This is a genomic window from Microbacterium sp. NPDC057944, from assembly GCF_042887445.1.
Classification (GTDB): domain Bacteria; phylum Actinomycetota; class Actinomycetes; order Actinomycetales; family Microbacteriaceae; genus Microbacterium; species Microbacterium natoriense.
Genome location: NZ_JBHVPJ010000002.1, coordinates 1,237,651 through 1,262,195, shown reverse-complemented (window position 1 = coordinate 1,262,195; position 24,545 = coordinate 1,237,651). Strand labels below are relative to the sequence as shown.

The 24,545-nt window shown below is 70.5% G+C and carries 21 protein-coding genes; 12 read left to right on the top strand and 9 right to left on the bottom strand.

Annotated elements, in window-relative coordinates; translation table 11 throughout:
- Nucleotides 1–83 precede the first annotated feature (83 nt).
- Genes ACFVRO_RS15450 through ACFVRO_RS15440 form a run of 3 tightly spaced genes read right to left on the bottom strand, consistent with a single transcriptional unit; the run spans nt 84 to nt 2,899 of the window.
- Nucleotides 84–1,043, bottom strand: coding sequence for an aldo/keto reductase (locus ACFVRO_RS15450; protein ID WP_386953843.1), 960 nt, complete (start codon nt 1,041–1,043; stop codon nt 84–86).
- 7 nt (nt 1,044–1,050) lie between these two features.
- Nucleotides 1,051–2,151 carry a zinc-binding dehydrogenase gene (locus ACFVRO_RS15445; protein WP_386953841.1) on the bottom strand — a complete coding sequence of 367 codons (1,101 nt, stop codon included), beginning with the start codon at nt 2,149–2,151 and terminating at the stop codon, nt 1,051–1,053.
- A 10-nt stretch (nt 2,152–2,161) separates the two neighbouring features.
- The gene (locus tag ACFVRO_RS15440) at nt 2,162–2,899 is read right to left on the bottom strand and encodes an SDR family NAD(P)-dependent oxidoreductase (RefSeq protein ID WP_386953839.1); all 738 of its coding nucleotides are present in this window, start codon (nt 2,897–2,899) and stop codon (nt 2,162–2,164) included.
- 99 nt (nt 2,900–2,998) lie between these two features.
- Here ACFVRO_RS15440 and ACFVRO_RS15435 point away from each other — a divergent pair, with 99 nt between their 5' ends.
- On the top strand, nt 2,999–3,961 hold the full coding sequence (locus ACFVRO_RS15435) for an aldo/keto reductase (protein WP_386953836.1): 963 nt from the start codon (nt 2,999–3,001) through the stop codon (nt 3,959–3,961).
- A 7-nt stretch (nt 3,962–3,968) separates the two neighbouring features.
- On the opposite strand, the gene ACFVRO_RS15430 is transcribed toward ACFVRO_RS15435, so the two are convergent.
- The 3 genes from ACFVRO_RS15430 to ACFVRO_RS15420 all read right to left on the bottom strand — a co-directional run bounded on the left by ACFVRO_RS15430 (nt 3,969) and on the right by ACFVRO_RS15420 (nt 5,112).
- Complete coding sequence (locus tag ACFVRO_RS15430; RefSeq protein ID WP_105676099.1) at nt 3,969–4,349, bottom strand: DUF4259 domain-containing protein; 381 nt, start codon at nt 4,347–4,349, stop codon at nt 3,969–3,971.
- Between the two features lie 74 nt (nt 4,350–4,423).
- Nucleotides 4,424–4,747, bottom strand: a complete 324-nt coding sequence (locus tag ACFVRO_RS15425) for a DMT family transporter (protein WP_386953833.1) — start codon at nt 4,745–4,747, stop codon at nt 4,424–4,426.
- Entirely contained in the window at nt 4,744–5,112 is a 369-nt protein-coding gene (locus ACFVRO_RS15420) for a multidrug efflux SMR transporter (RefSeq protein WP_105676103.1), read from the bottom strand. Before ACFVRO_RS15420 ends, ACFVRO_RS15425 begins: the two co-directional genes overlap by 4 nt.
- 269 nt (nt 5,113–5,381) lie before the next feature.
- Between ACFVRO_RS15420 and ACFVRO_RS15415 the strand changes: the two genes are divergently transcribed.
- The 7 genes from ACFVRO_RS15415 to ACFVRO_RS15385 all read left to right on the top strand — a co-directional run bounded on the left by ACFVRO_RS15415 (nt 5,382) and on the right by ACFVRO_RS15385 (nt 13,156).
- Nucleotides 5,382–6,911 carry an ABC transporter substrate-binding protein gene (locus ACFVRO_RS15415; RefSeq protein ID WP_386953831.1) on the top strand — a complete coding sequence of 510 codons (1,530 nt, stop codon included), beginning with the start codon at nt 5,382–5,384 and terminating at the stop codon, nt 6,909–6,911.
- Between the two features lie 117 nt (nt 6,912–7,028).
- A complete protein-coding gene (locus ACFVRO_RS15410) occupies nt 7,029–7,970 on the top strand; it encodes an ABC transporter permease (protein ID WP_105676105.1) in 942 nt (313 codons plus the stop codon).
- Complete coding sequence (locus tag ACFVRO_RS15405; protein WP_386953828.1) at nt 7,967–9,751, top strand: dipeptide/oligopeptide/nickel ABC transporter permease/ATP-binding protein; 1,785 nt, start codon at nt 7,967–7,969, stop codon at nt 9,749–9,751. The genes ACFVRO_RS15410 and ACFVRO_RS15405 overlap by 4 nt, the downstream gene beginning before the upstream one ends.
- Before the next feature lie 115 nt (nt 9,752–9,866).
- Nucleotides 9,867–10,700, top strand: coding sequence for an ATP-binding cassette domain-containing protein (locus tag ACFVRO_RS15400; RefSeq protein WP_386953825.1), 834 nt, complete (start codon nt 9,867–9,869; stop codon nt 10,698–10,700).
- Nucleotides 10,701–10,720: 20 nt separating this feature from the next.
- The gene (locus ACFVRO_RS15395; RefSeq protein ID WP_105676111.1) at nt 10,721–11,308 is read left to right on the top strand and encodes a TetR/AcrR family transcriptional regulator; all 588 of its coding nucleotides are present in this window, start codon (nt 10,721–10,723) and stop codon (nt 11,306–11,308) included.
- A 106-nt stretch (nt 11,309–11,414) separates the two neighbouring features.
- Entirely contained in the window at nt 11,415–12,065 is a 651-nt protein-coding gene (locus ACFVRO_RS15390; protein ID WP_386953823.1) for an alpha/beta fold hydrolase, read from the top strand.
- Between the two features lie 107 nt (nt 12,066–12,172).
- On the top strand, nt 12,173–13,156 hold the full coding sequence (locus tag ACFVRO_RS15385; RefSeq protein WP_386953821.1) for a methyltransferase dimerization domain-containing protein: 984 nt from the start codon (nt 12,173–12,175) through the stop codon (nt 13,154–13,156).
- A 341-nt stretch (nt 13,157–13,497) separates the two neighbouring features.
- On the opposite strand, the gene ACFVRO_RS15380 is transcribed toward ACFVRO_RS15385, so the two are convergent.
- A complete protein-coding gene (locus tag ACFVRO_RS15380) occupies nt 13,498–14,820 on the bottom strand; it encodes an amidohydrolase (protein WP_386953818.1) in 1,323 nt (440 codons plus the stop codon).
- 147 nt (nt 14,821–14,967) lie between these two features.
- On the opposite strand from ACFVRO_RS15380, the gene ACFVRO_RS15375 reads away from it, so the two are divergent.
- Together ACFVRO_RS15375 and ACFVRO_RS15370 are read left to right on the top strand one after the other, a co-directional pair.
- The gene (locus tag ACFVRO_RS15375; RefSeq protein ID WP_386953815.1) at nt 14,968–16,416 is read left to right on the top strand and encodes a glyceraldehyde-3-phosphate dehydrogenase; all 1,449 of its coding nucleotides are present in this window, start codon (nt 14,968–14,970) and stop codon (nt 16,414–16,416) included.
- A 37-nt stretch (nt 16,417–16,453) separates the two neighbouring features.
- Nucleotides 16,454–17,521 (top strand): winged helix DNA-binding domain-containing protein, encoded by a 1,068-nt coding sequence (locus tag ACFVRO_RS15370; protein ID WP_386953812.1) that lies wholly within the window; start codon nt 16,454–16,456, stop codon nt 17,519–17,521.
- Between the two features lie 227 nt (nt 17,522–17,748).
- Here the strand turns inward: ACFVRO_RS15370 and ACFVRO_RS15365 are convergent, their stop codons facing one another.
- Nucleotides 17,749–19,191 carry an XRE family transcriptional regulator gene (locus tag ACFVRO_RS15365; protein ID WP_105676123.1) on the bottom strand — a complete coding sequence of 481 codons (1,443 nt, stop codon included), beginning with the start codon at nt 19,189–19,191 and terminating at the stop codon, nt 17,749–17,751.
- A gap of 111 nt (nt 19,192–19,302) precedes the next feature.
- Between ACFVRO_RS15365 and ACFVRO_RS15360 the strand changes: the two genes are divergently transcribed.
- Both ACFVRO_RS15360 and ACFVRO_RS15355 read left to right on the top strand, forming a co-directional pair.
- A complete protein-coding gene (locus ACFVRO_RS15360) occupies nt 19,303–21,165 on the top strand; it encodes a phosphoenolpyruvate carboxykinase (GTP) (protein WP_181155939.1) in 1,863 nt (620 codons plus the stop codon).
- A gap of 150 nt (nt 21,166–21,315) precedes the next feature.
- The gene (locus tag ACFVRO_RS15355) at nt 21,316–22,515 is read left to right on the top strand and encodes a DUF4232 domain-containing protein (RefSeq protein ID WP_386953810.1); all 1,200 of its coding nucleotides are present in this window, start codon (nt 21,316–21,318) and stop codon (nt 22,513–22,515) included.
- Nucleotides 22,516–22,590: 75 nt separating this feature from the next.
- Here ACFVRO_RS15355 and ACFVRO_RS15350 read toward each other — a convergent pair whose 3' ends face one another.
- The gene (locus ACFVRO_RS15350; RefSeq protein WP_386953807.1) at nt 22,591–24,474 is read right to left on the bottom strand and encodes an ABC transporter ATP-binding protein; all 1,884 of its coding nucleotides are present in this window, start codon (nt 24,472–24,474) and stop codon (nt 22,591–22,593) included.
- Between the last annotated feature and the right edge of the window lie 71 nt (nt 24,475–24,545).

The window sequence follows — 24,545 nt, the reverse complement described above, 5'->3', positions numbered from 1 at the left end:
CCTGCCCCGGTCGTCGGGCGAGCTGTCCCGGTCGTCGAGCGAGCGCAGCGAGACGACACACGGTGAGGCGCGCACGGCATCGGCTATGGGCCCTCGGGGTCGACGACGCCGCGATCGGCCCAGAACGGCTCGACCAGGCGACGCAGCTCGGCAGCGCCCACGCGCTCGACGAGATCGGCGGCGTCGAGGTTGGCGCGCAGCTGCTCGACGCTCGACGCGCCGAACAGGGTCGTGGTGAGCGCCGGGTGGGTGAGCGTGAACCCGATGCCCAGCTGCGCCGGCGTGACGCCGAGCGACGAGGCGACCTCGGTGAACGCGGGCACGTCGGCGATGATGCGCGCCCGGATGTCGCCGGGGTCGCGGCCGATCTGGCGACCGCCGTCGACCTTCCCGGCGAGCACGCCGCCCTCCAGGCAGTCCGACGCCTGCAGGGTCAGACCCTGCTCCCACAGGCGTGCGAACGGTTCGCCGTCGGGGATCGAGCGCCGTGACACGCTGTACTTCAGCTGCGCGATTCGGGGGCCGGCGACCCCCTCGGAGGCCGCGATGTCGATCAGGGTCTGGATGCTCGTCGCCGACCAGTTGTTCACACCCCAGGCCCGGATGAGCCCGGCATCCGTCAGCTGCGCCAGGTCGAGCACGAGGTCGCGCAGCTCCAGGTCGTCGCGGCGGAGGTCGCCGAGGATCACGAGGTCGGCGTGCTCCACCCCGACCCGCATGAGCGCGTTCTCGAGCTGCGGACGGAACCCGTCGGCGCCGAAGGCCTCGAGCCACAGCTTCGACGACAGCAGCCACTCGTCGCGGCGGAGGCCAGCCGCGCGGACCATGCCGGCGAAGATCACGTCGGTGAACACCGGGGGCGAGCCGGGCGCGGAGTACACGCCGACGTCGAAGAGGTTCACGCCGCGATCCACCGCCTCGCGCAGCATGCCGACGGCATCCGCGAAGTCCATGCGGTCGTAGGTGTGCCAGGAGCCGAGCGAGAACAGGGAGGAGCGGATGCCGCTGCGTCCGATCTCGCGGAGGGGGAGCGTCGTGGTCATGGGGTCCTCACCGTCTGGGGTCGATGACGGCCTTGACCTCATCGAGCTGGTGCATGTGCGCGATCTTGTCCGAGGCCTCGGCGAGGCCGACCGGTGGGCTGAACAGGTCGTCCCACGGGTAGCGGTCGGCGAAGGACTCGAAGAAGCCGATCGCACGGGAGTAGTCGGAGATGTCGCCGTTGAGCGAGCCGACCAGAGTCAGCTCCTTGCCCATGACGGTGCTGAGCGCGAAGCCGTCGCCGGCGGGGCCGGTGGATCCGACGATCACGACGGTGCCGCGCTGGGCGGCCATCCCGACGCCGTCCGGTCCGACGCTCGGGGCCCCGGCGAAGTCGAAGACGACGTCGGCCCCGCGACCCTCGGTGAGCTCGAGGACCTGATCGACCACGGGACCGTCGCGGAAGTCGACCACCGCATCCGCTCCGAACCGTGCCGCGAGCTCGAGGCGCGACGCCGGGGCGCCCACCGTGATCACGCGACCCGCTCCGGCGATCTTCGCGACCGCCGTGGCGAAGATGCCCAGCGCACCAGAGCCCTGCACGACGACCGTCGAGCCGGGGCGGATCCGCCCTGCGCGCTCGAACGCCCGCAGCACGGTCTTCGCCGCGCAGCCGGCCATCGACGCCCAGGTGTCCTTCACGGATGCCGGCAGCAGCAGTTTCGCAGCCCCCGGGGTGACGTAGGCGTACTCGGAGAGGCCGGCCGTGGCGAACGGGTGCACGTCGGCGCGCTGCAGGAAGCCGTAGCCGCGACGCGAGCAGGCGACGGGTTCGCGCAGCACGACGCAGCCGTGGCACTCGCCGCACGTCGACTCCGACCAGCCGATGCGGTCGCCGGGGGAGAGGGGGCGCCCGAGAGCGTCCTTCGTGTCGGGTCCGGTGGCGACGATCTCGCCCACCATCTCGTGCCCGAGCACCATCGGGAGCATGCCGGGGAACGTCATCCGACCCTCCCAGATCTCGATGTCGGTGCCGCACAGGGTCGTGCAGGAGATGCGCACGAGGGCGGCCCCGGGCTCGACGTCCTGGGGGAGGGGCAGGTCCTGCAGCGTGAGCGGCTCGCCGTGTGCGGTGAGCACGGCGGCGCGGGTCGTGGTGGGGAGCGTCATGGGTGTCCTCTCAGACCAGGAGCTGTCCGCCGTCGACGGCGACGGAGACCCCGGTGATGTGGCTGGCGGCGTCGCTCGCGAGGAACAGCACGAGCGGCGTGATCTGGTCGACCTCGGCGATCGTGCCGAGGGGGATGCGCGACTCCCAGGCCTCGCGGGCCTGCGGGTCGGAGGCGAAGGCGGCCGTGAGCGGCGTGAGCACGGGGCCCGGGGCGACCGCGTTGACGCGCACCCCGGACGGGGCCAGCTCGATCGCGGCCGTGCGGGTGAGGGCGTCGACCGCGGCCTTCGTCGCCTCGTAGTGTCCGAGACCGGGGGTGGGCTGGCGTGCCCCGATCGACGAGATGTTCACGATCGTGCCGTGGCCGGCCTCGGCGAGCAGCGCGCCGAAGACCCGGAGCATGAGGAACGTCCCGCGGACGTTCACGCGCAGGGCGGCGTCGACCACGTCGACGGGAACCTCCTGCAGCGTGCCCCCTCCCGCCACGATCCCGGCGTTGTTCACGAGCACGTCGAGGCCCCCGGTCGTGCCGATCCTCTCGGCAGCGGCGCGCACGGACGCCTCGTCGCCGATGTCGAGGGCGAGCGCGGTCGCTCCGATCTCCGCGGCGACGGCGGAGGCGGCATCCGCGTTCACGTCGCCGATGAAGACGTCGGCGCCCTCCGCGCGGAAGGCGGCGGCGATGCCGCGGCCGAGACCGGAGGCACCTCCGGTGACCAGGACTCTGCGGGCGGTGGATTCGGTCATGCTCGTCCTCACTGACGCTTCTCTGACGGGGGTGTCTCCGTTATATTCTACAAACATAGAAAAACACAACCCCGAGTCGTGCACGCCGAAGGAGCCTTCATGCCCATTCCGACATATCCCCGCATGCCGCTGCAGCGCGGGGGAGCGCCGGTGCCTCCGCTCGCCCTCGGATCGTGGAACACCTGGGACAGGATGCCGCAGGCCGAGGCGGTCGAGCTGATCGGCCGAGCCGTCGAGCTCGACGCCGGCTTCTTCGACGTCGCGTACTACAACATGGGTCCGCACGCGGAGAACTCGACGACCGACGTCCTCTTCGGACGGGCGCTGCGGGAGAGCGGCGTGGATCGCTCCGACATCGTGCTGTGCGGAAAGCTGTGGCTGTGGGACTGGCCGAACCAGGGCTTCCGCGCGCAGCTCGCCGAGTCGCTCGACAGGGCGGGTCTCGACCGCTTCGACACCCTCGTGGTGGGTGACTACCTGGACGCCCCCGACGTCCCGCGCCTCGTCGCCGACGTGAACGAGCTCATCGATCAGGGTCTCGTCGGCTCATGGGGCATCAACAACTGGCGCATCGAGCACACGCGCCAGGCCCTCGCTGACGCCGCGGCCCGGGGGCTCGCCGGGCCCGTGTTCGCGCAGCTCAAGTACGGCATCGCGCGTCGGGCGATGGCCGAGGGCGACGCCTACGGGCCGCTCTTCGCCGACGGCACGCTCACGCTGCAGGCCTCCGACGTGTTCGAGGGCGGGATCCTCGCCACCGGTCGCACCCCGCAGCGCAAGATCGGCGCCGACGTCGGCGGCATCCGCGAGCGGATCGCCGCCGTCTATCCCGAGGTCGCACGGGTCGCAGCGGACTTCGGGGTCACCCCCGCCGCCCTCGGCATCGCGTTCTGCCTGTCGAACCCCGCGACCGCGAACGTGCTCTTCGGCGCCTCGCGCGTCGAGCAGCTCGAGCAGAACCACGCGGCCCTCGCCCTCGCTCGCGACCACGGACCCGAGGTGCGTGCGGCGCTCGCGGACTGCTGGGTCGATCGCGAGGTGCGCGCAGACGGGGCCTGGTGAGAGGGGGCTACGCTTCGCGCTTGTGGGCGAGGGCGAGTGCGCGCTCGAATGTGGAGGTGAGGACGCGCAGCCTGTCGACCCGGTAGTCCTCGTCGGGATCCAGTTCGTCGATGTACTCGTCCCAGACGCGCAGGTAGCGGTCGCGCCAGGTCTCGATCGTCGTGCTGGCGGGGAACGTGGCCCCCACGCGTCCGGCGGAGCCCAGGTCCGTCAGGAGCTCCAGCCAGGCGGGCACCATGCTCCCTCCCCACTCGTCCGGCTCCAGTGCGGTGTCATCGTCCTCATCGGCGAACTGCTCCGAGATCTTCGCGATGAGGTCGTCGGTGATCTCGCCCAGTCCATCGGCGGCCGTGTCGTCTTCGAAGTTCCCTGGTCCCCACGTGCCCACGTCGTGGCTCCTCTCCTGCCGGTTGCGATCAGGTTCATTCAATCAGGAGAACGTCGGATTCGCCCTCCGAGACGTCAGTGTCCTCCGCCGAACTCGATCAGCCCCACGCCGATCGCGATCAGGGCGACGCCGATTCCCATCAGGAGCGAGAAGTGGTCCTTGAAGATCACGCGGCCGAGGACCGCGGTGATGGCCACGCCCGCAGCGGCCCATACGCCGTAGGCGACGCCGACGGGCATGCCCATCGCGAGGATCGCGCCGAGGAGGCTGAACGCGGCGAGGTATCCGACGACGATCACGGGGATCCAGCGCTTGCGCCGCAGGCCCTCCGAGGCGCGGAGGCTCAGGGTCGCGGTGACCTCGCTGGCGATCGCGAGCGCGAGCAGCACCCAGGTCACGACGAGACCTCCGCGGTGTGACCGGCGCGAGAGCCGAGCTCCACGAGCAGCACTCCGGCCACGATCACGCCGACGCCGACGATCTGCACGGGGCCGAGCAGTTCGCCGAACAGGACGGCGCCCAGGATGGCGGTCAGCACGACGCCGATCGCCGACCAGATGCCGTAGGCGACGCCGACCGGCATCCCTCGATCGAGGACGACAGACAGCAGCCAGAGCGACCCGGAGTATCCGATGACGACCAGGATCAGCCACAGAGGGTGCGCGAACCCCTCGGCGGCGCGCAGCGAGAGCGTCGCCGTCACCTCGAGGGCGATCGCGAGGAGGAGCGGCGGCCAGGCCGACGGCCGGGGGCGGTCTGTCATCGAGTGCCTTTCGTGGAGGGTTCGTGGGGAGGAACGCGGGGGATGCTCGCACGATTCCCTGTCCGGCGGATGAACTCCTGCGCTCCTGGGCAAGCCTGGCGCGCCCGGCGACATGTCAGGGCGCCCGCGTCGCGAAATCGCCCCTTGCGCTCTTTTTCCACGCATGTAGACTAACCAGCACGACACATCGAAGTGGCGTCGGATCCGGCTCCCCGGCCAGAGGCCCTTCGTACCTTCTTCACCACTCCCTGCACCCGAGAGAAGGAACCATGAAACGAATGCCCCTCGCGCTCGCCGCGGCTGTGGCCGCGACCCTCGCGCTCACCAGCTGCAGCGGCGGAACCGCACCCGCACCGTCCGGCGACAGCGGCGCCGCCGGACCAGACGCGCTGAACATCGGGAACTTCCTCGATGTCACCTCGTGGGATCCGTCGCTGGCCGACATCGGCTTCGACGGCCCCTACCTGTCCGCCGTCTACGACGCCCTCATCGCCCTCGACGCCGACGGGAACCCGATCCCGTCGCTCGCCACCGATTGGACCGTCGCCGACGACGACATGAGCATCGACCTCGACATCCGCACGGACGCGACGTTCAGCGACGGCACCCCGGTGGACGTGGATGCCGTCATCAAGAGCCTCGACTACCTCAAGGCGGGCGCGAGATCGGGGGAGGCCTACGTCAACGTCGCCTCCTTCGAGAAGGTCGACGACGACACCCTCACGATCAACCTCACCCAGCGCGACGACACGATCCTCTACTTCATGGGGCTCGGGCGGAGCTACGTCGCATCGCCTTCCGCGATCGACGCCGGCACGCTGGGCAAGGAGCCCGTCGGATCGGGGCCGTACACGCTCGACAGCACGACGAGCGTCGCCGGGGCCGAGTACCACTTCACGAAGGTGGCCGACCACTGGGACGCCAAGTCCTACCCGTTCTCCGAGCTCGCGATCTTCCCGATCATGGACGCCACCGCTCGTCACAACGCGATGCTGAGCGGTCAGATCAACGTGCAGTACGGCGACGTCGCGAACCAGGCGCAGGCCGACGAGCAGGGCTGGAACACGGCATCCCGCGTGTCCGGCTGGGCCGGCCTCGTGATCACCGATCACACCGGCGCCAAGAGCGAGCCCCTCGGCAAGCTCGAGGTCCGACAGGCGCTCAACTACGCGTTCGACGGCGCCGCGATCCTCGGAGCCGTCGGCAGCGGTGCCGGGGTCGCGACGAATCAGGTGTTCCCCGACGGCGGAGACATCAACGACCCCGCGCTCAACGACACCTACGCGTACAACATGGACAAGGCGAAGGCTCTCCTCGCCGACGCGGGCTACCCCGACGGCTTCTCGATCTCGATGCCGATGTCGCCGATCTTCGAGCAATGGAAGCCCGCGGCGGAGCAGGCGCTCACCGAGCTCGGCGTGAAGGTCACGTGGGACAACATGCAGATGCCGGATTACCAGCTGAACGCCCCGAACTACCCGATGTTCATCTCGTTCCTCGCGATGGACGGCAACCAGCTCGCCACCGTGGCCCGCCAGGTGACCAGCGTGCAGTGGTTCAACCCCGCACCGGACTACGCCGACAACGAGGTGCTCGCGCCCCTCGTGGAGAAGGTGCAGACGGAGCGCGGCGACGCCCAGACCGCCGCGGTCAAGGAGCTGAACAAGGGCCTGGTCGACCAGGCGTGGTGGTCGGTCTGGTACCAGGCGAACAACACGTACTACAGCGCCCCCGGCATCACGCTCCAGCCGGTCGTCGGGATGATGTTCCCGACGCTGCGGTACATCACCAAGGGCTGACGCCCTCATGTCCGGTCGTTGAGCGATCGAGGGCGAGCAGCGTTTCGTCTCCTCGCTGCGCTCGTCGCTCAACGACCGGATGCCGATCGATCCCCCTCCGACCCCCGAGAGGTCCCCATGCTCCTGTTCACGGCGAAGCGCGTGCTGTCAGGCATCCTGCTGCTGGTCGCGGTGTCGATCGGCACGTTCTTCCTCGCCCACCTGGCGATCAGCGATCCCACCGCGGCTCTGCTCGGCACCACGGCGAGCCCGGCGCAGCAGGAGGCGCTGGCGCAGAAGATCGGCCTGGACCGGCCCCTGCTCGTGCAGTTCTGGGACTGGCTGTCGCACGCGGTGCTGCTCGACTTCGGCACCTCCTGGCGCAACTTCCAGCCGGTCGGCGCGCAGCTGGCCATCAAGGTCCCGGTGACCCTGTCCGTCGTGACCTTCGCGACCCTGATCACCGCGGTCGTCGGCGTCGTGTTCGGCATGATCACGGGTCTCCGCCCTGGCACCTGGTTCGACCGCGTCATCAAGGGCGTCTCGGTCGTCCTCTTCGCCCTCCCCGGATTCTGGATCAGCCTCGTGCTGGTGATGTGGTTCGCCGTGCAGCTGAAGTGGTTCCCCGCCGTGGGCTACGTGACGCCGACCCAATCGGTCGACGGGTGGCTGCGGTCCATCACGCTCCCCGCGATCTCGCTCGCCCTCGGCGGCATCGTCGCGGTGTCCGAGCAGCTGCGCAACGCGGTGATCGCCCAGACCCGCCAGGACTGGGTGCGCACGCTCCGCAGCCGCGGACTCTCCCCGGCGCGGGTGAACCTGCACATCCTGCGCAACGCCTCTCCGTCGGCGCTCACCGTCATCGCGCTCATGTTCGTCGGCCTGCTCTCGGGGGCGATCGTCGTCGAGCAGATCTTCAGCCTTCCCGGACTCGGTCAGCTCACCAACCAGTCCTCGCAGAACGGCGACATCCCGATGCTCCTCGGCATCACGGTCATCTCGATCGTGTTCGTCATCCTGATCAACCTCCTGCTCGACCTCGTGCTCGGCTGGATCAACCCGAAGGTGCGCGTCGCATGACAACGACCGACATCCGCGTGGCGTTCGACCGCGCCGCCCAGAAGCGCCGGTCGAGTCTGTTCCGCCGCTTCCTGAGGCATCCGGGCGGCTACATCCCGCTCGCGATCTTCCTCCTCATCGTGCTCGTCGGAGTGTTCGCGCCGCTGCTCGCGCCGATGGACCCGAACCTCGTCGACCTCGCCGCGGCCAAGGCGCCCCCTGGGCCGGAGCACCTGCTCGGCGGGGACTCCACCGGCCGCGACATCCTGAGCCGGCTGATCTACGGAACCCGCACCACGATCTGGGGCGCGCTCATCACGATCGTCGTCGCCCTCGTGATCGGCGTGCCGTCGGGCGTCGCCGCCGGCTACTTCGGCGGCGTGCTCGACCGGGTGGCGACGTGGATCAGCGATGCGCTGCAGTCGATCCCCGGCATGATCATCCTCCTCGTCGTGGCCGCGGGCAGCCGCAACAACTTCGAGGTCCTGATGGCGACGGTCGGCGTCTTCATGGTGCCCGGCTACTTCCGCATCTCGCGGTCGCAGACCCTCGCCGTGCGCGGGGAGACCTACATCGACGCGGCCAGAGTCTCCGGCCTCTCCGACGGGCGCATCATCTTCCGTCACGCGATCAAGGCCGTGTACCCGCCCGTCATCATCCAGACCGCCCTGACCGCGGGCATCGCGATGGGCATGCAGGCCGGCCTGCAGTTCCTCGGCATCGGCGACTCGAACGTCCCCAGCTGGGGAGCCATGATGCTCGAGGGCTTCCGTCTCATGCTCACCTATCCGCTCATGCTGCTGTGGCCGTCGACGGCGCTCGGCGTGACGATCGCGGTGCTCGCGATCATGGGATCGACGCTCGCCGAGCTCGTGCAGGTCCGCACCCCCCGGGTGGCGAGGCGCAGAGCGGATGCCGCGGCGCGCCCTTCCACGCCGGCCACCGGAACCGCACGTCACCAGGCGGCCGACTCCGCGCTGCGCGTCGAGAACCTGCGCGTCGTGCACGCGACGCCGACCGGCGAGACCGAGGTCGTGCACGGTGTGACGCTCGACGTCGCCCCCGGCGAGGTCGTCGGGATCGTCGGCGAGTCCGGCTCGGGCAAGTCGCAGACGGTGTTCTCCGTGCTGGACCTGCTGCCGTCGACCGGTCGGGCGGAGGCCGATGCGATCTGGATCGGCGGCGAGGACGTCAGCCATGCGACGGCGAAACAACGTCAGGCGCTGCTCGGCCGCGAGATCGGCTACGTGCCGCAGGAGCCGATGAGCAACCTCGATCCCTCGTACACGATCGGCCACCAGCTCGTCGAGCCGCTGCGCCGCACCCACGGCCTGAGCAGGGCGGCGGCGAAGGAGCGGGCCAGGGCCATGCTCATCAGGGTCGGCCTCACCGATCCCGACCGGGTCATGCGCAGCTATCCGCATCAGGTCTCCGGCGGCATGGCGCAGCGCGTGCTCATCGCCGGCGCGATCGCGGGCAAGCCCTCGCTCCTCGTGGCCGACGAGCCGACCACCGCGCTCGACGTGACGGTGCAGGCCGAGGTGCTCGAGCTGCTGCGCGAACTGCAGGCCGAGTACGGCATGGCGCTGCTGATCGTGACCCACAACTTCGGTGTCGTCGCCGACATCTGCGATCGGGTGATCGTGATGCGCGGAGGGGACATCGTCGAGTCCGGTCAGGTCGACGACCTGTTCGCGCATCCGGCCGAGGAGTACACGCGGGAGCTGATCGCCGCATCCCTCGACGACGCGGAGGGGCGCGCGGCGCTCGACGCCGCACGCACCACGGAGGTGTCCGCATGACTCCGCAGCATCCCTCCTCCGAAAGTCGGGCGCTCGCGCGTTTCTCGGAGAATCCGGCCGAGATCGTCCGAGATTCCTGCATCCATCCGAAATTCGGATCCACGGAGGTGTCCGCATGAGCGCTCTGCTGGAAGTGAACGATCTCGTCGTCGAGTACGGCCGAGGGCGCAGCGCCTTCCGCGCCCTGCACGGCGTGTCCCTCGACATCGCTCCGGGGGAGTGCCTGGGGCTGGTGGGGGAGTCCGGATCGGGCAAGTCCACGCTCGGGAAGGCGATCCTGGGTCTGGCCCCGGTGACCTCGGGGAGCATCTGCTTCGACGGCCGCGAGATCGGCGGACTCGGAGGGCGCGGTCGCCGCGCGCTGGCCGACGACATCCAGGTCGTCTTCCAGGACCCGTACGGCTCGCTCAACCCGGCCATGACGATCGGCGACATCCTCGCCGAGCCGTTGCTCACGACCGGGATCGGCGCGAACGGGGCGGCGGCGAAGGTGCGCGAGATGCTCGACCGCGTGCGGCTGCCGAGCACCGCGATGGAACGCTACCCGAGCGAGTTCTCCGGGGGGCAGCGGCAGCGCGTCGCGATCGCCAGGGCGCTCGTGCGCGGCCCGCGGCTGATCGTGTGCGATGAGCCGGTGAGCGCGCTCGACCTCACCACCCAGGCGACGATCCTCGACCTGTTCATCGAACTGCAGCGCGACACGGGCGTCGCCTACCTCTTCGTGTCGCACGACCTCGGCGTGGTGCGTCGCGTCTGCCACCGCGTCGCCGTGATGTACCGCGGCGAGCTCGTGGAGATCGGCGAGGGCGAGCAGGTCACGCGTCACCCGCAGCATCCGTACTCCGAGCGTCTGCGGCTGGCGTCGCCGGTCGCCGACCCCGCCGCGCAGCGCGAACGGCGTGCCCGATGGCTGGCTCTCCGGGAGGTGCGCGATGCGGCTGTACGGTAGCACCAGGCTGAAAGGACGCCATGCCGAAGATCATCGATCACGACCAGCGTCGGCGGGACATCGTCGAGGTGGCGAAGAGCATCATCCTCAAGGGGGGCTTCGAGGCTGCCACCATGCGCAGCATCGCCGCGGAGGCGGGCTTCGCGAACGGGGCGCTGAAGCACTACTTCCCCGGCAAGGAGAGCATCGTCGCGGCGACGTTCGAGACGATCCTGCAGCAGATGGCCGAGGGCGTCGCCGCGGACACCGCGGAGTCGGCGTCGGCGGAGGATGCTCTGCGCGGGTGGCTGGAGGCGACGATCCCTCGGGATGCGGAGCAGATCGCGGCCGGTCGGGTGCTGCTCGCGCTGTGGGAGTACGCGATGTCGAACGAGTCGCTGGCGGAGCTGTACCGCAGCCACCTCGCGAACTGGCGCACCTCGTTGATCGCCCGCATGGAGGCGGCGCGCGACGAGGGGGCGATCCGGGAGCAGGACTACACGGCCGCGGCGAACGAGTACATCTCCGTCGCCGTCGGCGCGACCGTCATCAACCTCATGTACCCCGACGGCGACCGGGTCGCCGACTACCAGGCCTACATCGACCAGTTCCTGGCGCGGTTGCGCTAGTCGGAGCGAACGCCGCTCCGACGGCGGCGACGCGCCTGATCCGAGAGGACGGCGCGCCGTGACTCCTACCCTTTCCGTTCACCGCCGTCCCGGCTCAGGTCGCCCTGTGGTGTTCCTGCACGGCCTCGCGTCGTCCGGAGCCCTGGACTGGCCGGATGCCGAGTGGCAGGGCGTGCTCGGCGACCGACCGGCCCTCGTCGTCGATCTGCCGGCGCACGGCTCCAGCCCGGCGTCGGGGACGGCGCCGACGTCGCGGGTGCTCGACGCCATCGCGTCCGCGGTGGGCGAGGAGGAGGTCGATCTCGTCGGCTACTCGCTCGGGGCACGGCTGGCATGGGATCTCGCGCGGCATCCGTCCGTGCGGGTCCGACGGCTCGTGCTCGGCGGACTCGCCGCTGGAGAGCCCTTCGCCTCGGTGGATCTCGCGGCCGCGCGTTCGGCCCTCGACGGGGGAGCGTCTCCGGCGGATCCGCTGACGGGGATGATCCTGCACATGGTCTCCCTCCCCGGCAATCGCGCCGGTGAGCTGCTCGATCTGATCGAGGGGCTGGCCGCCGAGCCGTTCACCCCCGCGAGCGGGGGCCCGACGCAGTCCGTCCTGCTGATCGGCGGCGCCGAGGACGGTATGGCCGCGGGCATCGACGACCTCGCCGCGCTGCTGCCGGATGCCGGTGCGGTCCGGGTGCCCGGTGACCATCTCGCCGCACTGCATGCGCCGGAGTTCCGCGCCGCCGTGCGCGACTTCCTCGCGGACTGACGCGTGCGGATCGCGTTCGGGGCTTTCCCGATCCTCAAATTCCTACAACTGTAGACATTCCATTGCTCCCGAGCGCATCCTGCGCATCCTCACGAAAGGCACTCACCATGACGAACACCCCCGACGCCGCACGGATCCTGGACATCGCGACGGGCTACATGGCCTCGAAGCAGCTCTTCGAGGCGAGCCGGATCGGACTCTTCGCCGCCGTCGCTGACGGCGCCGACACGGTCTCCGCGATCGCAGAGCGCTGCGGCGTGAGCGAGCGCATCGCCCGCATCCTCGCGGATGCGATGGCCGCGAAGGGGCTGCTCACGCGCGCCGACGGGGTCTACCGCGTGGAGCCGGATGCCGCGGCCTACCTCACCGGGGCGGACTCGGCGATCGACCTGGCGCCCTTCCTCACGTTCCTCGGCGAGATCAGCTACCCGCACTGGCTGCAGTTCTCGCACACGGTCGACACGACCGAGCCGGGCGACCTGCAGATGGACGATGCGCGCTGGGCGACGTTCATGGCCGGCGTGATGACCTACAACGCCCTGCACGCGCAGGAGTTCGGCCGTCTGGTCGACCTCGCCGGAGCCGCGAAGGCCCTCGACTTCGGCGGCCTCTCCGCCGGCTTCGCACTCGCGGTCATGGCGCAGAACCCCGAGCTCCACACGACGTTCGTCTACGCTCCCGGATTCGAGGGCGGCATCGCCGAGGCGATCGAAGAGGCAGGGGTCGCCGACCGGGCCGTGGTCGAGGTCGGCGACACGGCGACGGCGACGCCGCAGGGCGAGTACGACGCCGTGTTCGCGAACCACGTGATCCACCGCTTCAGCGCCGAGGAGAACGCGCAGATCTTCCGCAACCTGCGTGCCGCCGCGCGGACGGGGGCGACGCTGACGGTGCTGGACTTCTTCCTCGACGACGACGACGAGCAGCGGGGCATCGACGCACTGCACGCGGGCGAGTACCTCGTGATCGACGGCACGGTCGTGTACCCCGAGTCCGAGGTGCGCGGATGGCTGGCGGATGCCGGATGGCAGGTGCGCGAGAAGATCGCGCTCCCCGCCAGCCCGCGCGTGCTCGTCGCCACCGCGGTGTGAGTCTTCCCCGAGAGGGGAGCTGAGCTGGTCCGAGGGGGATCAGAGAGGCGGGCGGCACGCGAGAGCGTGTCGCCCGCCGTTTTCCTGGGGCGGGTGTCGTCGTCGCTGGCGCGTCGTCTCGTCGCTGCGCACCTCGCTCAACGACCGGGTCTCCTTTCGCGGGTCGTTGAGCGAGCGGAGCGAGTCGAAACGCGGTGAGGGGCGCGCGACTTCAGTCGCGGGGTTTCTCGGTGTGCGTCTCTGCGGGATTCGTCGGTCGCTTTCGCGGCTCGTTGAGCGAGCGGAGCGAGTCGAAACGCGGTGAGGGGCGCGCGCTCAGCCGTGGGGAGGTGCGCACGACCTCAGTCGCGCGCGAAGACCGTGCGTCCTTCGACGATGGTCCTGGCGACTCCGATCGACGCGAAGGCGCGGCCGGGCTCGAGGGGATCCTCGTCGAGGACGGTGAGGTCGGCGACCTTCCCCGGTTCGAGTGAGCCCTTCCACTCGGCGGCGCCGTCCTGGCGCGCGGCATCCGTCGTCATCCGGCGCAGCAGCGCCGTGCGGGTCGCGATGTCGTCCGAGCCGAGCAGATCGAGCGCGGCGTCGAGGCCGAGGCGCCAGTCGGGGGAGGCGATGGGCGCGTCGCTGGTGATCGTCGTGAGCACGCCCGACGACAGCATCTCGGCGAGCGGCCACGCCGCGGCCAGACGCTCGGGGCCCAGCTGCGCTCCCGCCCAGGCGTGCGTGTGCGCGGCGATCATCGGCTGCACGGCGAAGCCAGCGCCCACGGCGCGCAGACGCGCGATCTGATCGTGCGTCGCGAGGTCGCCGTGCACGACGTAGTGCGGTGCCTTCGGCGGGGCGGGCAGCGCTTCGAGGACGCGCAGGAACTCCTCGATCGACCGGTCGCCCGTGGCATGCACGGCGACTTGCAGGCCGTCGCCCGCCGCGAGCTCGATCATGCGGCGGAAGGCCGCGAGCGGATCGTCGCCGCGGGTGAGGAGGTGGCCCGTCGATCCGTCGGCGTAGGGTTCGCACACCCACGCGGTGGCCATCGGGGGGATGCCGTCGGCGAAGATCTTGACGCCGGGGATCGAGAGCCATCGCGCGTCGGTCTCCGGCGCGGGGGAGCGGATGCCGCGTTCGAAGTCCGCGAGCGTGCTCTCGCCGTCGATCGTGCCGAAGAGCCGCAGCAGGGTGACCCGTGAGGTCTGCGCGCCCTCGCGGTGCAGGGCGACGTAGGCGTCGAGCATGTCGGAGCCGAAGCATCCGGTCTCGCCGTCGTCCTCGCCGGGGCCGATGCCCGGCTCGGTGTAGCTCGTGATGCCGAGTTCGGCGAGCAGGCTCCACGCGTGCCGCAGGGCGGCGCGGCGCTCGGCGGCGGTCGACACGAGGGCGCCGGACGGCTGATGCTCCGGCGGCGTGTCGGAGAAGAAGAGGTGCGGCCAGCGGGCTCCCAGCCAGGCGGCGTGCAGGTGGGCGTCGTTGATGCCGGGGACGACGGTGCGGCCGTCGAGCTCGACGGTCGAGGAGGCTCGCAGGGCCTCGGCATCCGCGTCGAGCGCGACGATGCGTCCCCCGCGGACGGCCAGGGCGGATGCCGTCGTGCCCGCGGCGTCGAAGGTGCGGATGCGTCCACCGCGGATGATCAGATCGGCGTCGTCGCCGGCGACTGTCGTACTCATTATTCCACCAGCGTAGACGAAAAGATTCCGCAGCGCGAGAGGATTCGCGAGGGCGTGTCGGCGGCGCGTACCCTGGTATCACCCCCGAAGCTCACCCGGCAATTCCGCGCGCCGGCGACCCCTCGGCGCGCCCACACAGATGCAAGGATGCAGATGACCGACGCACAGCGCGACGACTGGACCGCCCGAGAAGAACTCGCCGAGCGGATGATCCCCCTCATCGGCGCGCTCAAGCGCGAGCACGACGTGATCACGTCTCTGCACGGGCACCGCCTGCTCGGGCTCTCGGCCACGGGCATCGTCGAGGTGCACGACCGCGTCGAGCGGCTCGGCCACGCCCCGCTCTCCCTCGACGACACGCTCGCCGTGCTGGAGGCCGTGCACGCGCTGACCCCCGGCGCCTCCTCCCTCGACGTCGCCCGTCTCGCCGAGGGGCACGCGGACAGCGGCCAAGAGCTCAGCGCCTACCTCGAAGAGGTGCTCGCCCCCGCGGTCGGCGCCGTCGCCGCAGAGCCCACCGATGTCGTGCTGTACGGCTTCGGCCGCATCGGGCGCCTGCTCGCCCGCATCCTCATCGCCCACACCGGCGGCGGCAGCGGGCTCCGCCTGCGCGCCATCGTCGTGCGCCGCGGTTCGGAGAACGACCTCGTCAAGCGCGCCTCGCTGCTCCTGCACGACTCGGTGCACGGGCGCTTCGCCGGCTCCGTCACGGTGGACGAGGAGGCCGAGCAGATCATCGCCAACGGCACCCGCATCCAGGTGATCTACTCCGACGACCCCGGCGCCATCGACTACACGGCGTACGGCATCCACGACGCGATCGTCGTCGACAACACCGGACGCTGGCGCGACGAGGCCGGTCTCTCGCAGCACCTGAACTCCACGGGCGTCGCACGCGTGCTGCTCACCGCACCGGGGAAGAGCCCGCTCAAGAACATCGTGCACGGCATCAACGACGGCGTCATCGACGAGGCAGACCGCATCCTGTCCGCCGCATCCTGCACCACCAACGCGATCACGCCGGTGCTCGCCGCGATCGACGAGGCCTACGGCGTGGTCAAGGGGCACGTCGAGACGGTCCACTCGTTCACGAACGATCAGAACCTCATCGACAACTTCCACAAGGGCGACCGCCGAGGCCGCTCCGCCGTGCTCAACATGGTCATCACGGAGACCGGGGCCGCGAAGGCCGTCGCCAAGGCGCTGCCGCAGCTGGAGGGCAAGCTCACGGGCAGCTCCATCCGCGTTCCCACCCCCGACGTGTCGCTCGCGGTGCTCCACCTCACGATCGCGCGCCCCGCCACGAAGGACCAGGTCAACGACTACCTCCGACGCGTCTCCCTGCACTCGCGCCTGCGCCAGCAGATCGACTACGTGGAGTCGCCAGAGGTGGTCTCGACCGACTTCGTGGGCTCGCACCGCGCCGGGATCGTCGACGGCCTCGCCACGATCGCCGACGAGGACACGCTGATCCTCTACGTCTGGTACGACAACGAGTTCGGGTACTCCTGCCAGGTGATCCGCGTGCTGGAGACGATGGCGGGGTCGCACCCTGTCGTGCTGCCGGCGCGCCGCACGGTGACGCTCGAGGGCTGAGCGGGCGGATGTCGGCGCCGCACGGCAGTATGGGGGCATGACGCCCAGCGCCCTGCTGTCCGAACGGCTCCGCTCCCACAGGCTCACCGCGCCCGCGCGCACCGTGACGGATGCCGCCTCGCATATGCTCGCGGTGCAGGGTCAGGAGTTCCTCGCCGGTCGGTGGGCTCTCGGCATCCGCACGAGCGGGGCTCCCTCGCTCTCCGCGGTCGACAGGGCCTTCGCGCGCGGCGAGCTCGTGCGGTCGTGGACGATGCGGGGAACGCTGCACATCATCCCCGCCGCCGACCTGCGCTGGGTGCTCTCGGTCACCGGCGAGCGGCAGCGCAAGCAGGTCGCGGGCAGGCACCGGGAACTCGGCATCGACGGGGAGATGCTCGCCCGCGTCGGAGGGGCGCTTCGAGAGCGCCTCGCCGACGGCGGCAGAACGCGGGCGCAGCTGCTCGACGACATCGCGGCGCTGGGCATCGACCCGTCGGCGCAGCGCGGGGTGCACATCATCGGCGCGCTGTGCGTCGACGGCGTCCTCGTGCAGGGGCCGGTCGTCGCGCGCGACGGAGCGGTCGGGCGTGAGCAGCTGTTCGTGCTGGCCGATGAGCACCTGCCCGATGCCGTCGCGCCGGACGACCCGCTGGCGGAGTTCTTCGTGCGCTACATCGACGGCCACGGCCCCGCGGGCGCCGCGGACTTCGCGTGGTGGTCGGGGCTGACCCTCGGCGCGGCCCGCGAAGCGGTCGAACGCGCCCGGCATCGCGTCACCGAGGTCGAGGAGGGGCTCTTCGTCTCCGCCGTGCGGCCGCGCCGTGGTCGCGGCATCGATGACGCTGAGCTTCGTGCACTGCCGATGTTCGACGAGTACTACATCTCCTACGCCGACCGCACCCCTGTCGCCGATGCCGACGCCATGGCCCGCATCGGCCCAGGCAAGAACGGGATGGTGAGGGCGAGCCTGCTCGCGGGCGGGCGCATCGCCGGAGCATGGACCCACTCCGCCGCCGTGGGGCGGCACCGCGATGCGCCGATCGCCGAGCCCTTCGACGCCGCGCTGGACCCGGATGCCGTCGACGCGGCGCTCACCCGGTACGGCGACTTCGTCGCCCGTTGACCTCTTCGCCGGTTCGCGCCCGGGTCCGTTCCGCGACGTGCCGTCGGTCTGTCGCGTCGTCGTGCGCCGGGGTTCGCGCTGCCGTTCGCTGCTCACGCGGTAGAAGTCGCAGCAGCGTCTTCAGGGATGAGCAGCGCGAGGTCTTCAGGGATGAGCAGCGCGAGCTGGGGGAGAGCAGCGTCTTCGGGGTTCAGTAGCGTGACTCCGGAACGGCAGCGCGACGCACCTCACTCGTCGGCGTGCCGCCCGAGGAAGTTGTAGACCTCGTTGTCGTCGACACCGGGGAAGGCGCCGCGGGGGAGCGGCGAGAACATGTGCGTGTGCACGCGGGCGCTCGGCCACGCCTTGCCGCTCCAGCGCTCAGCGAGGTCGGACGGGGGCCGGCGGCAGCACGCCTCGTCGGGGCAGGTCGAGACGGCGCGGTCTGCGGTCTCACGTCCGCGCCACCAGCGCGCGTCGTCGAACGGCACGCCGACCGTCACCGAGAACTCGCCGTCGGTCGCTGAGCCGGTCTGCGTGGAGCACCAGAACGTCCCGGAGGGGGTGTCGGTGTACTGGTGGTGCTCCGTGGTGCGGTTCTGCTGCGTGAACGCACCGCGCGCCTGGAACTTGCGGCACACGCGCTGCCCCTCGACGGCGCCGGTGACGTCCATGGGCAGCGGCAGGTCGTCGTTCTCGTAGACGCGGGTGATCGCGCCGTTCGCCGCGACGCGCAGGAAGTGCAGCGGCATCCCCAGGTGCTGCGTGAGCAGGTTCGTCATCCGCATGCCCGCCGCCTCGTGCGTGACGCCGAACGCGTCGCGGAAGTCCTCGACCGCGAGGTTGCGGTCCTTCTTCGCCTGCTGCAGGAAGGCGACGGATGCCGTCTCCGGCATGAGGCAGCATGCCGCGAAGTAGTTGATCTCCAGGCGCTGCTGCAGGAAGTCCGCGTAGTCGGTGGGGGGCGTGTGGCCGAGCAGTCGGTGGGCCATCGCCTGCAGAGCCATCGACCGCAGGCCGTGACCGCCGGGGATGGACGCCGGGGGCAGGTAGATCCGTCCGTTCTCGAGGTCGGTGACCGACCTCGTCGAGTGGGGGAGATCGGTCACGTAGATGAGCTCGAACCCGAGCTTCTCGGCCATGATGCTCACCGTGCGGTGGGTGAGCGCGCCCTGCACGTGCCCTGCGGCCCGCAGATGCTTCTCGGCGAGCTTCTCGATGTCGGCGAGGTAGTTGTGCTGGGCGCGCATGCGCAGGCGCAGCTCGGTGTTCGCTCGGCGGGCCTCCTCGGGGGTGGCGATGGCCTCGCGCTCGCGGCGCTGCAGCTCGCGGTGCAGTCCCAGCAGCGACTCGATCGTCTCGTCGCTCATGCCCTTCGTGACGCGGACGGGTGCGATGCCCAGCTGGCGGAAAACCGGGCTCTCCTGCGCGCGCTCGAGCTCGATCTCCAGGGCGGCGCGGCGGTTCGGCGGCTCTCCCGAGATGAGGTCGGTGACCTCGGTGCGGGTGGCCTGCGCGATCGCCTGCAGCAGGGAGAGCTTCGGCTCGCGCTTGCCGTTCTCGATGAGGCTCAGCTGGGAGCCGGCGACGCCGACCAGGGCGCCGAGCTCATCGAGGGTGTAGCCGTTCTCCAGCCGGTGGTGACGGATGCGGTGGCCGAGGGTCGTGAGGTGGATGCCGGAGGTCGCCATTCCTTGATCCTATCGAAAGAATTGAGATTCTTATCGACCGATTCGTCAGAAAATCGCCCTCAACCCAGAAGAAGATGGATGCAACGCCCCCCACTCAAAGGAGCAGCAGTCATGGCCATCGCCGAAGTCTTCACCCCTCGAGCAGCATCCGTCGCCCCCGCGCGCACGTTCGGGACGGCGCCGACCTACGACACCCCCGCGATGGCGGAGCTGACCGCCTGGGTCGACGAGATCGCCGCTCTCACGCAGCCCGACAGCATCCACTGGGTCGACGGCTCGCGCGCCGAGAACGACCGGCTGCTGCGCGGACTGGTCGACGAGGGCAAGATCATCAAGCTCAACCCCGAGTGGCGCCCGGGCTCCTACCTCGCCCGCTCGCACCCCAGCGACGTCGCCCGCACCGAGGGCCGCACGTTCATCTCCTCCGAGCGCGAAGAGGATGCCGGCCCCACGAACAACTGGGCCGCCCCCGCGGAGATGCGCGAGAAGATGACCGAGATCTTCGAGGGATCGATGCGCGGTCGCACCATGTACGTCGTGCCGTTCTCGATGGGCCCGGTCGGCGGCCCGCTGTCGCACATCGGCGTCCAGGTCACCGACAGCGCCTACGCCGTCGCCTCGATCGGCATCATGACGCGCGTCGGCGACGCCGTCACCCGCCAGATCGCCGAGGGCGCGCCGTGGGTCAAGACGGTCCACTCGGTCGGAGCCCCGCTCGAGCCGGGCCAGGCCGACGTCGAGTGGCCGTGCAACGAGGAGAAGTACATCGTGCACTTCCCCGACACGCTCGAGGTCTACTCGTTCGGCTCGGGCTACGGCGGCAACGCGATCCTCGCGAAGAAGTGCTTCGCCCTGCGCATCGCCTCGGTGATCGCTCGCGACGAGGGCTGGCTCGCCGAGCACATGCTGCTCATCCGCGTGATCGACCCCGCGGGCACGGCGTACCACGTGGCCGCGGCGTTCCCCTCGGCCTGCGGCAAGACGAACCTCGCGATGCTCCGCCCGACGATCCCCGGCTGGAAGGTCGAGACCCTCGGCGATGACATCGCGTGGATTCGCCCGGGTGAGGACGGCCGCATGTGGGCCATCAACCCCGAGGCCGGCTTCTTCGGCGTCGCACCAGGAACCGGCGAGTCGACCAACGTCACCGCGGTCGAGACCCTCTGGGGCAACACGATCTTCACGAACGTGGCGCTCCGCCCCGACGGCGACGTGTGGTGGGAGGGTCTGACCGACGAGGCGCCGGCGAACCTCATCGACTGGGAGGGCAACGAGTGGACGCCCGACTCCGGACGTCCCGCTGCGCACCCGAACTCGCGCTTCACGGTGTCGGCCGCGCAGTGCCCGCAGATCTCTGAGGACTGGGAGGCGGCGGTGCCGCTCGACGTCATCCTCTTCGGCGGACGCCGCGCGAGCAACGTCCCGCTCGTCGTCGAGGCGACCGACTGGACGCACGGCGTGTTCCTCGGATCGAACATCTCGTCCGAGCGCACGGCCGCCGCCGAGGGCACGGTGGGCGAGCTGCGCCGCGACCCGTTCGCGATGCTCCCGTTCTGCGGATACAACATGGCCGACTACTTCGGGCACTGGCTGAAGGTCGGACGCACACTCCGCTTCGACCGCGCGCCGCGGATCTTCCAGGTCAACTGGTTCCGCCGCGGCTCCGACGGCCGGTTCCTGTGGCCCGGATTCGGCGACAACTCGCGCGTCATCGACTGGATCATCCGCCGCATCTCCGGTGAGGTCACCGCGGTCGACAGCCCCATCGGCCGCCTGCCCCGCACGGAGGACCTCAACCTCGACGGACTCGACGTCCCCGAGGCGGACCTCGAGGAGCTGTTCTCGGTCGACGCCGAGGCGTGGAAGACCGAGGCCGACCTCACGGAGGCGTTCTACGACACCTTCGGCGACAAGCTGCCCGCTGCGCTGCGCGCCGAGCTGGCATCGCTGCGCTACAGGCTGTCGAACGCCTGACACAGACGGGGCGCCGCCATCGGGGGATACGGCGCCCTCCTTTCCGCCAAGGCGGGATGCTCGAGACGAACCCATGGCTGAGTGGTCTCCGGCATCCCGCCTTTCGCGCATGCGGAATCCCCGGACCGGGGAGTTCACGGCGATAGGGTCGTGATATCCGCGGTCCGTGCGGTGCTGCCGGGGGGACGTGCGATGCGTCGAGGTCTGATCGGGGGCGGCGTCTTCGCCGTCCTGTGGTTCTTCTGCGGCTGGCTGCCGTACGTCCTGTCCGGGGAGGGCGGGAGCCTGGCGACGCTCGGACAGCTGCTCCCGTCGCCGATGCGATGGGGCATGTTCGGGAGCCCCGTGGGCTGGGCGATCGTCGAGCACATGCTGACGCTCATCGTTCTCGTCGGCGGGTTCGCGCTGCTCGCCTCCTGGTTCTCGACGAGCAGGGAGTCGACGGCGACGGGACGCACCGCCTTCGCGGCGGCCTGGCTCGCCGCGGTGCTGACGGCCTTCGCGATCGGCGCCGCCCTGGATCTGGGCAGCGTCGCGTCGGCGATCAGCTGGTCGGGCATCAGGGGCGCCGCGGGGAGCACGGGGTTCACGATGTCGACCACCTGGTGGGCGGCGCTGGTCGGCTGGCTCCCCGCTCTGGTCTTCCTCAAGGCAGGGCGGGGGCGGGAGGCGGATGCCACCCCTGCCGAACGTCTCCGGTCGCGGAGCGTGGTGCTGGCGGCCGTCGTCGCGGTCGCGCTGGTCGCGCTGCCCGTCGCGGCCGAGGCCGGGAGCAACGCGGCGCAGGAGCAGCTGAGGCAGGACCAGGCGGCGGCCGAGGTCGAGGCTCAGGAGCTGGCCGATCCCGATGGCGCCGCTCCGCGAGACCCCGATGCGCCGGGCGAGCCGGTGCCGGCAGCAGCCCCGGCCGAGGGGGCGGCCCCCGACGGCGCGTGCACAGCGGAGGACACGTTCTTGACCGCCCCGGGGACCGACGGCGCGACAGGGCATCGTGGTCAGTGGATCCAGCTCGTGAACGTCTCCGAGGAGCCGTGCGTCGTCGAGGGCTATCCCGATGTCGCGTACGGCGACCAGAACGGGCATCTGCTCGACGTGATCGTCGAGCAGGGGGGCGCGTTCATGGCGCAGGACCCTGGACCCGCACCCGTCACCCTCCAGCCCGGCGAGGCGGCCTCCGCCGTCATCGGCTGGGACGCGAACTCGGTGAACGGCCAGCTCGCCGCCCGCAGCGTGTGGATCGCCGTGCGTCCGGGAGAGCTGCGGTCCGCCACGGACATCTCACTCGACATCATCCCCGGTGCGACCGTGCACGTGACGGCCTGGCAGGTCGCCGCTCCTTCCGGGAGCTGAGTCGACCGGCCGAGCTGTCCGGCTGGGCACCGACCGACGCGGCGGTCCGCGTTCGGCGGCGTGCGCCGGCCGGACTCAGGCCAGCAGCTGGTGACGGGCGAGGTCGCGGTACAGGGGAGTCGACTCGACCAGCTCGGCGTGCGTGCCGGTGCCGGCGACCACTCCGTCCTGCAGCACGATGATCTGATCGCTGTCGACGACGGTCGACAGTCGGTGCGCGATCACGACCAGGGTGCGGTCCGTCGAGACCGCGTCGATGGCCTCGCGCATGCGCTGCTCGTTCACGCCGTCGAGCGACGAGGTCGACTCGTCCAGGAGCAGGATCGGCGCGTCGGTGAGCAGCGCCCGCGCGATGGCGAGACGCTGGCGCTCGCCGCCGGAGAGCATCACGCCGTCCTCACCGACGGGGGCGTCGAGACCGAGGGGATCGCGCTCCAGCACTTCACCGAGGTTGACCGCGCGCAGCACGCGCTCGCAGTCGGCGTCTGATGCCGTCGGAGCCGCGAGGCGCAGGTTGTCCGCCAGCGTTCCGGCGAGGGTCGGGGCGTCCTGCTCGACATAGCCGAACTGCGCGCGCAGCTCGTCGCGCGGATAGGTGCGGGCGTCGTGTCCGTGGAGTCGGATCGACCCTCCGGTGGGGTCGTAGAAGCGCTCCAGCAGCGAGAGGATGGTGCTCTTGCCTGCGCCGCTCGGGCCCACGAGGGCGACACGGGCGCCGCGGGGCACCGTGAAGGACACGCCGCGGAGGACCTCGCGAGAGGGCGAGGGCGTCGGGTCGTCCGCCGACTCCAGGTGCGCGTCGGCGAGCAGGGTCCGCGCCTCGCGCGCGGCCTTCTCCCGAGCGGCGACGACGTTCTCCGGGTAACGGAAGCGCACGTCGCGGAACTCGACGGCGGGCGCGGCGGCATCCGCCTCTTCGCGGGGGACGGATGCCGCGATGGCCTCGTCGTCCTGCGTCTCGGTCGGCAGGTCGAGGACCTCCTGGATGCGTCCGAGCGCGCCCAGCGCCTGGTTCACCGACGTGATCGCGCCGAACGTGGTGGCGAGAGGCATGACCAGCATGAAGAGGAACATGATGAACGTGATCAGGGAGGCGATCGTGATCGTGCCCGCCGCGACGCGGAAGCCGCCGACTCCCAGCACGACGAGCAGCGACAGCTGCAGGGCGATGCCGGCGATCGGCACGACGAGCGAGGAGATCTTCGCGATCCGCACGCCGATGCCGTACGCGTCGGCGGCGAGTGCGGACACGTTCTCGGTCTCGCGCTCGGTGGCGCCGGAGGCGCGCACGGTGCGGATCGACCCCACCGCACGCTCGACGCCGGAGGCGAGCTCGCCCACCTTGACCTGCTGGGCGGTGGACGCGGTGCGGATCCGTCCGCTCAGGGCCACGACGACGATGACGGACACGCCGATCACGATCACGATGAGCAGCAGGAGCAGGGGATCGATCAGCAGCATCGCGATCAGGGCGCCGACGAACAGGATCGCGCTCCCGACGGCATCCGCGAGTCCCTGCGTCAGCACGGCGTAGAGGAGTGTGGTGTCGGTGCCGACGCGCGAGACGAGATCCCCGGTGCGGCGGGCGTCGAACTCGCTGATCGGCAGGTGCAGGATGCGGGCGATGAGCTTGCGGCGGCTCGAGTGGACGACCGCGGTGCCCGTGCGCTGGAGGAGGTAGTGCTGGTAGCCCGAGATGATCGAGGAGACGACGACGAACCCGATGAGCAGCCAGATCAGGATGCCGAGGCCGCTGTTCGACTGCACGGCCTCGATGACCTGGCCGACGAGGAGCGGCTGGACGAGCGAGGTCGCGGCGCCGAAGACGCTGAGCACGGCGACGACGATCAGCGTGCGCTTGTGCTCGAAGAGGAAGGGGAGGAGCTGGCGGAACGTGGCGCGGGGACCGTCTTGCGGCGCGCCGCGTCCGCGTCGGCGTGTCGTCGCCGTGCTGGACATGCGGAACCTCGATCTGAGAGGGGTGGGTACTTCGACCGTACTTCGTGTCGATGCGGTTTCTGTGTATGGGC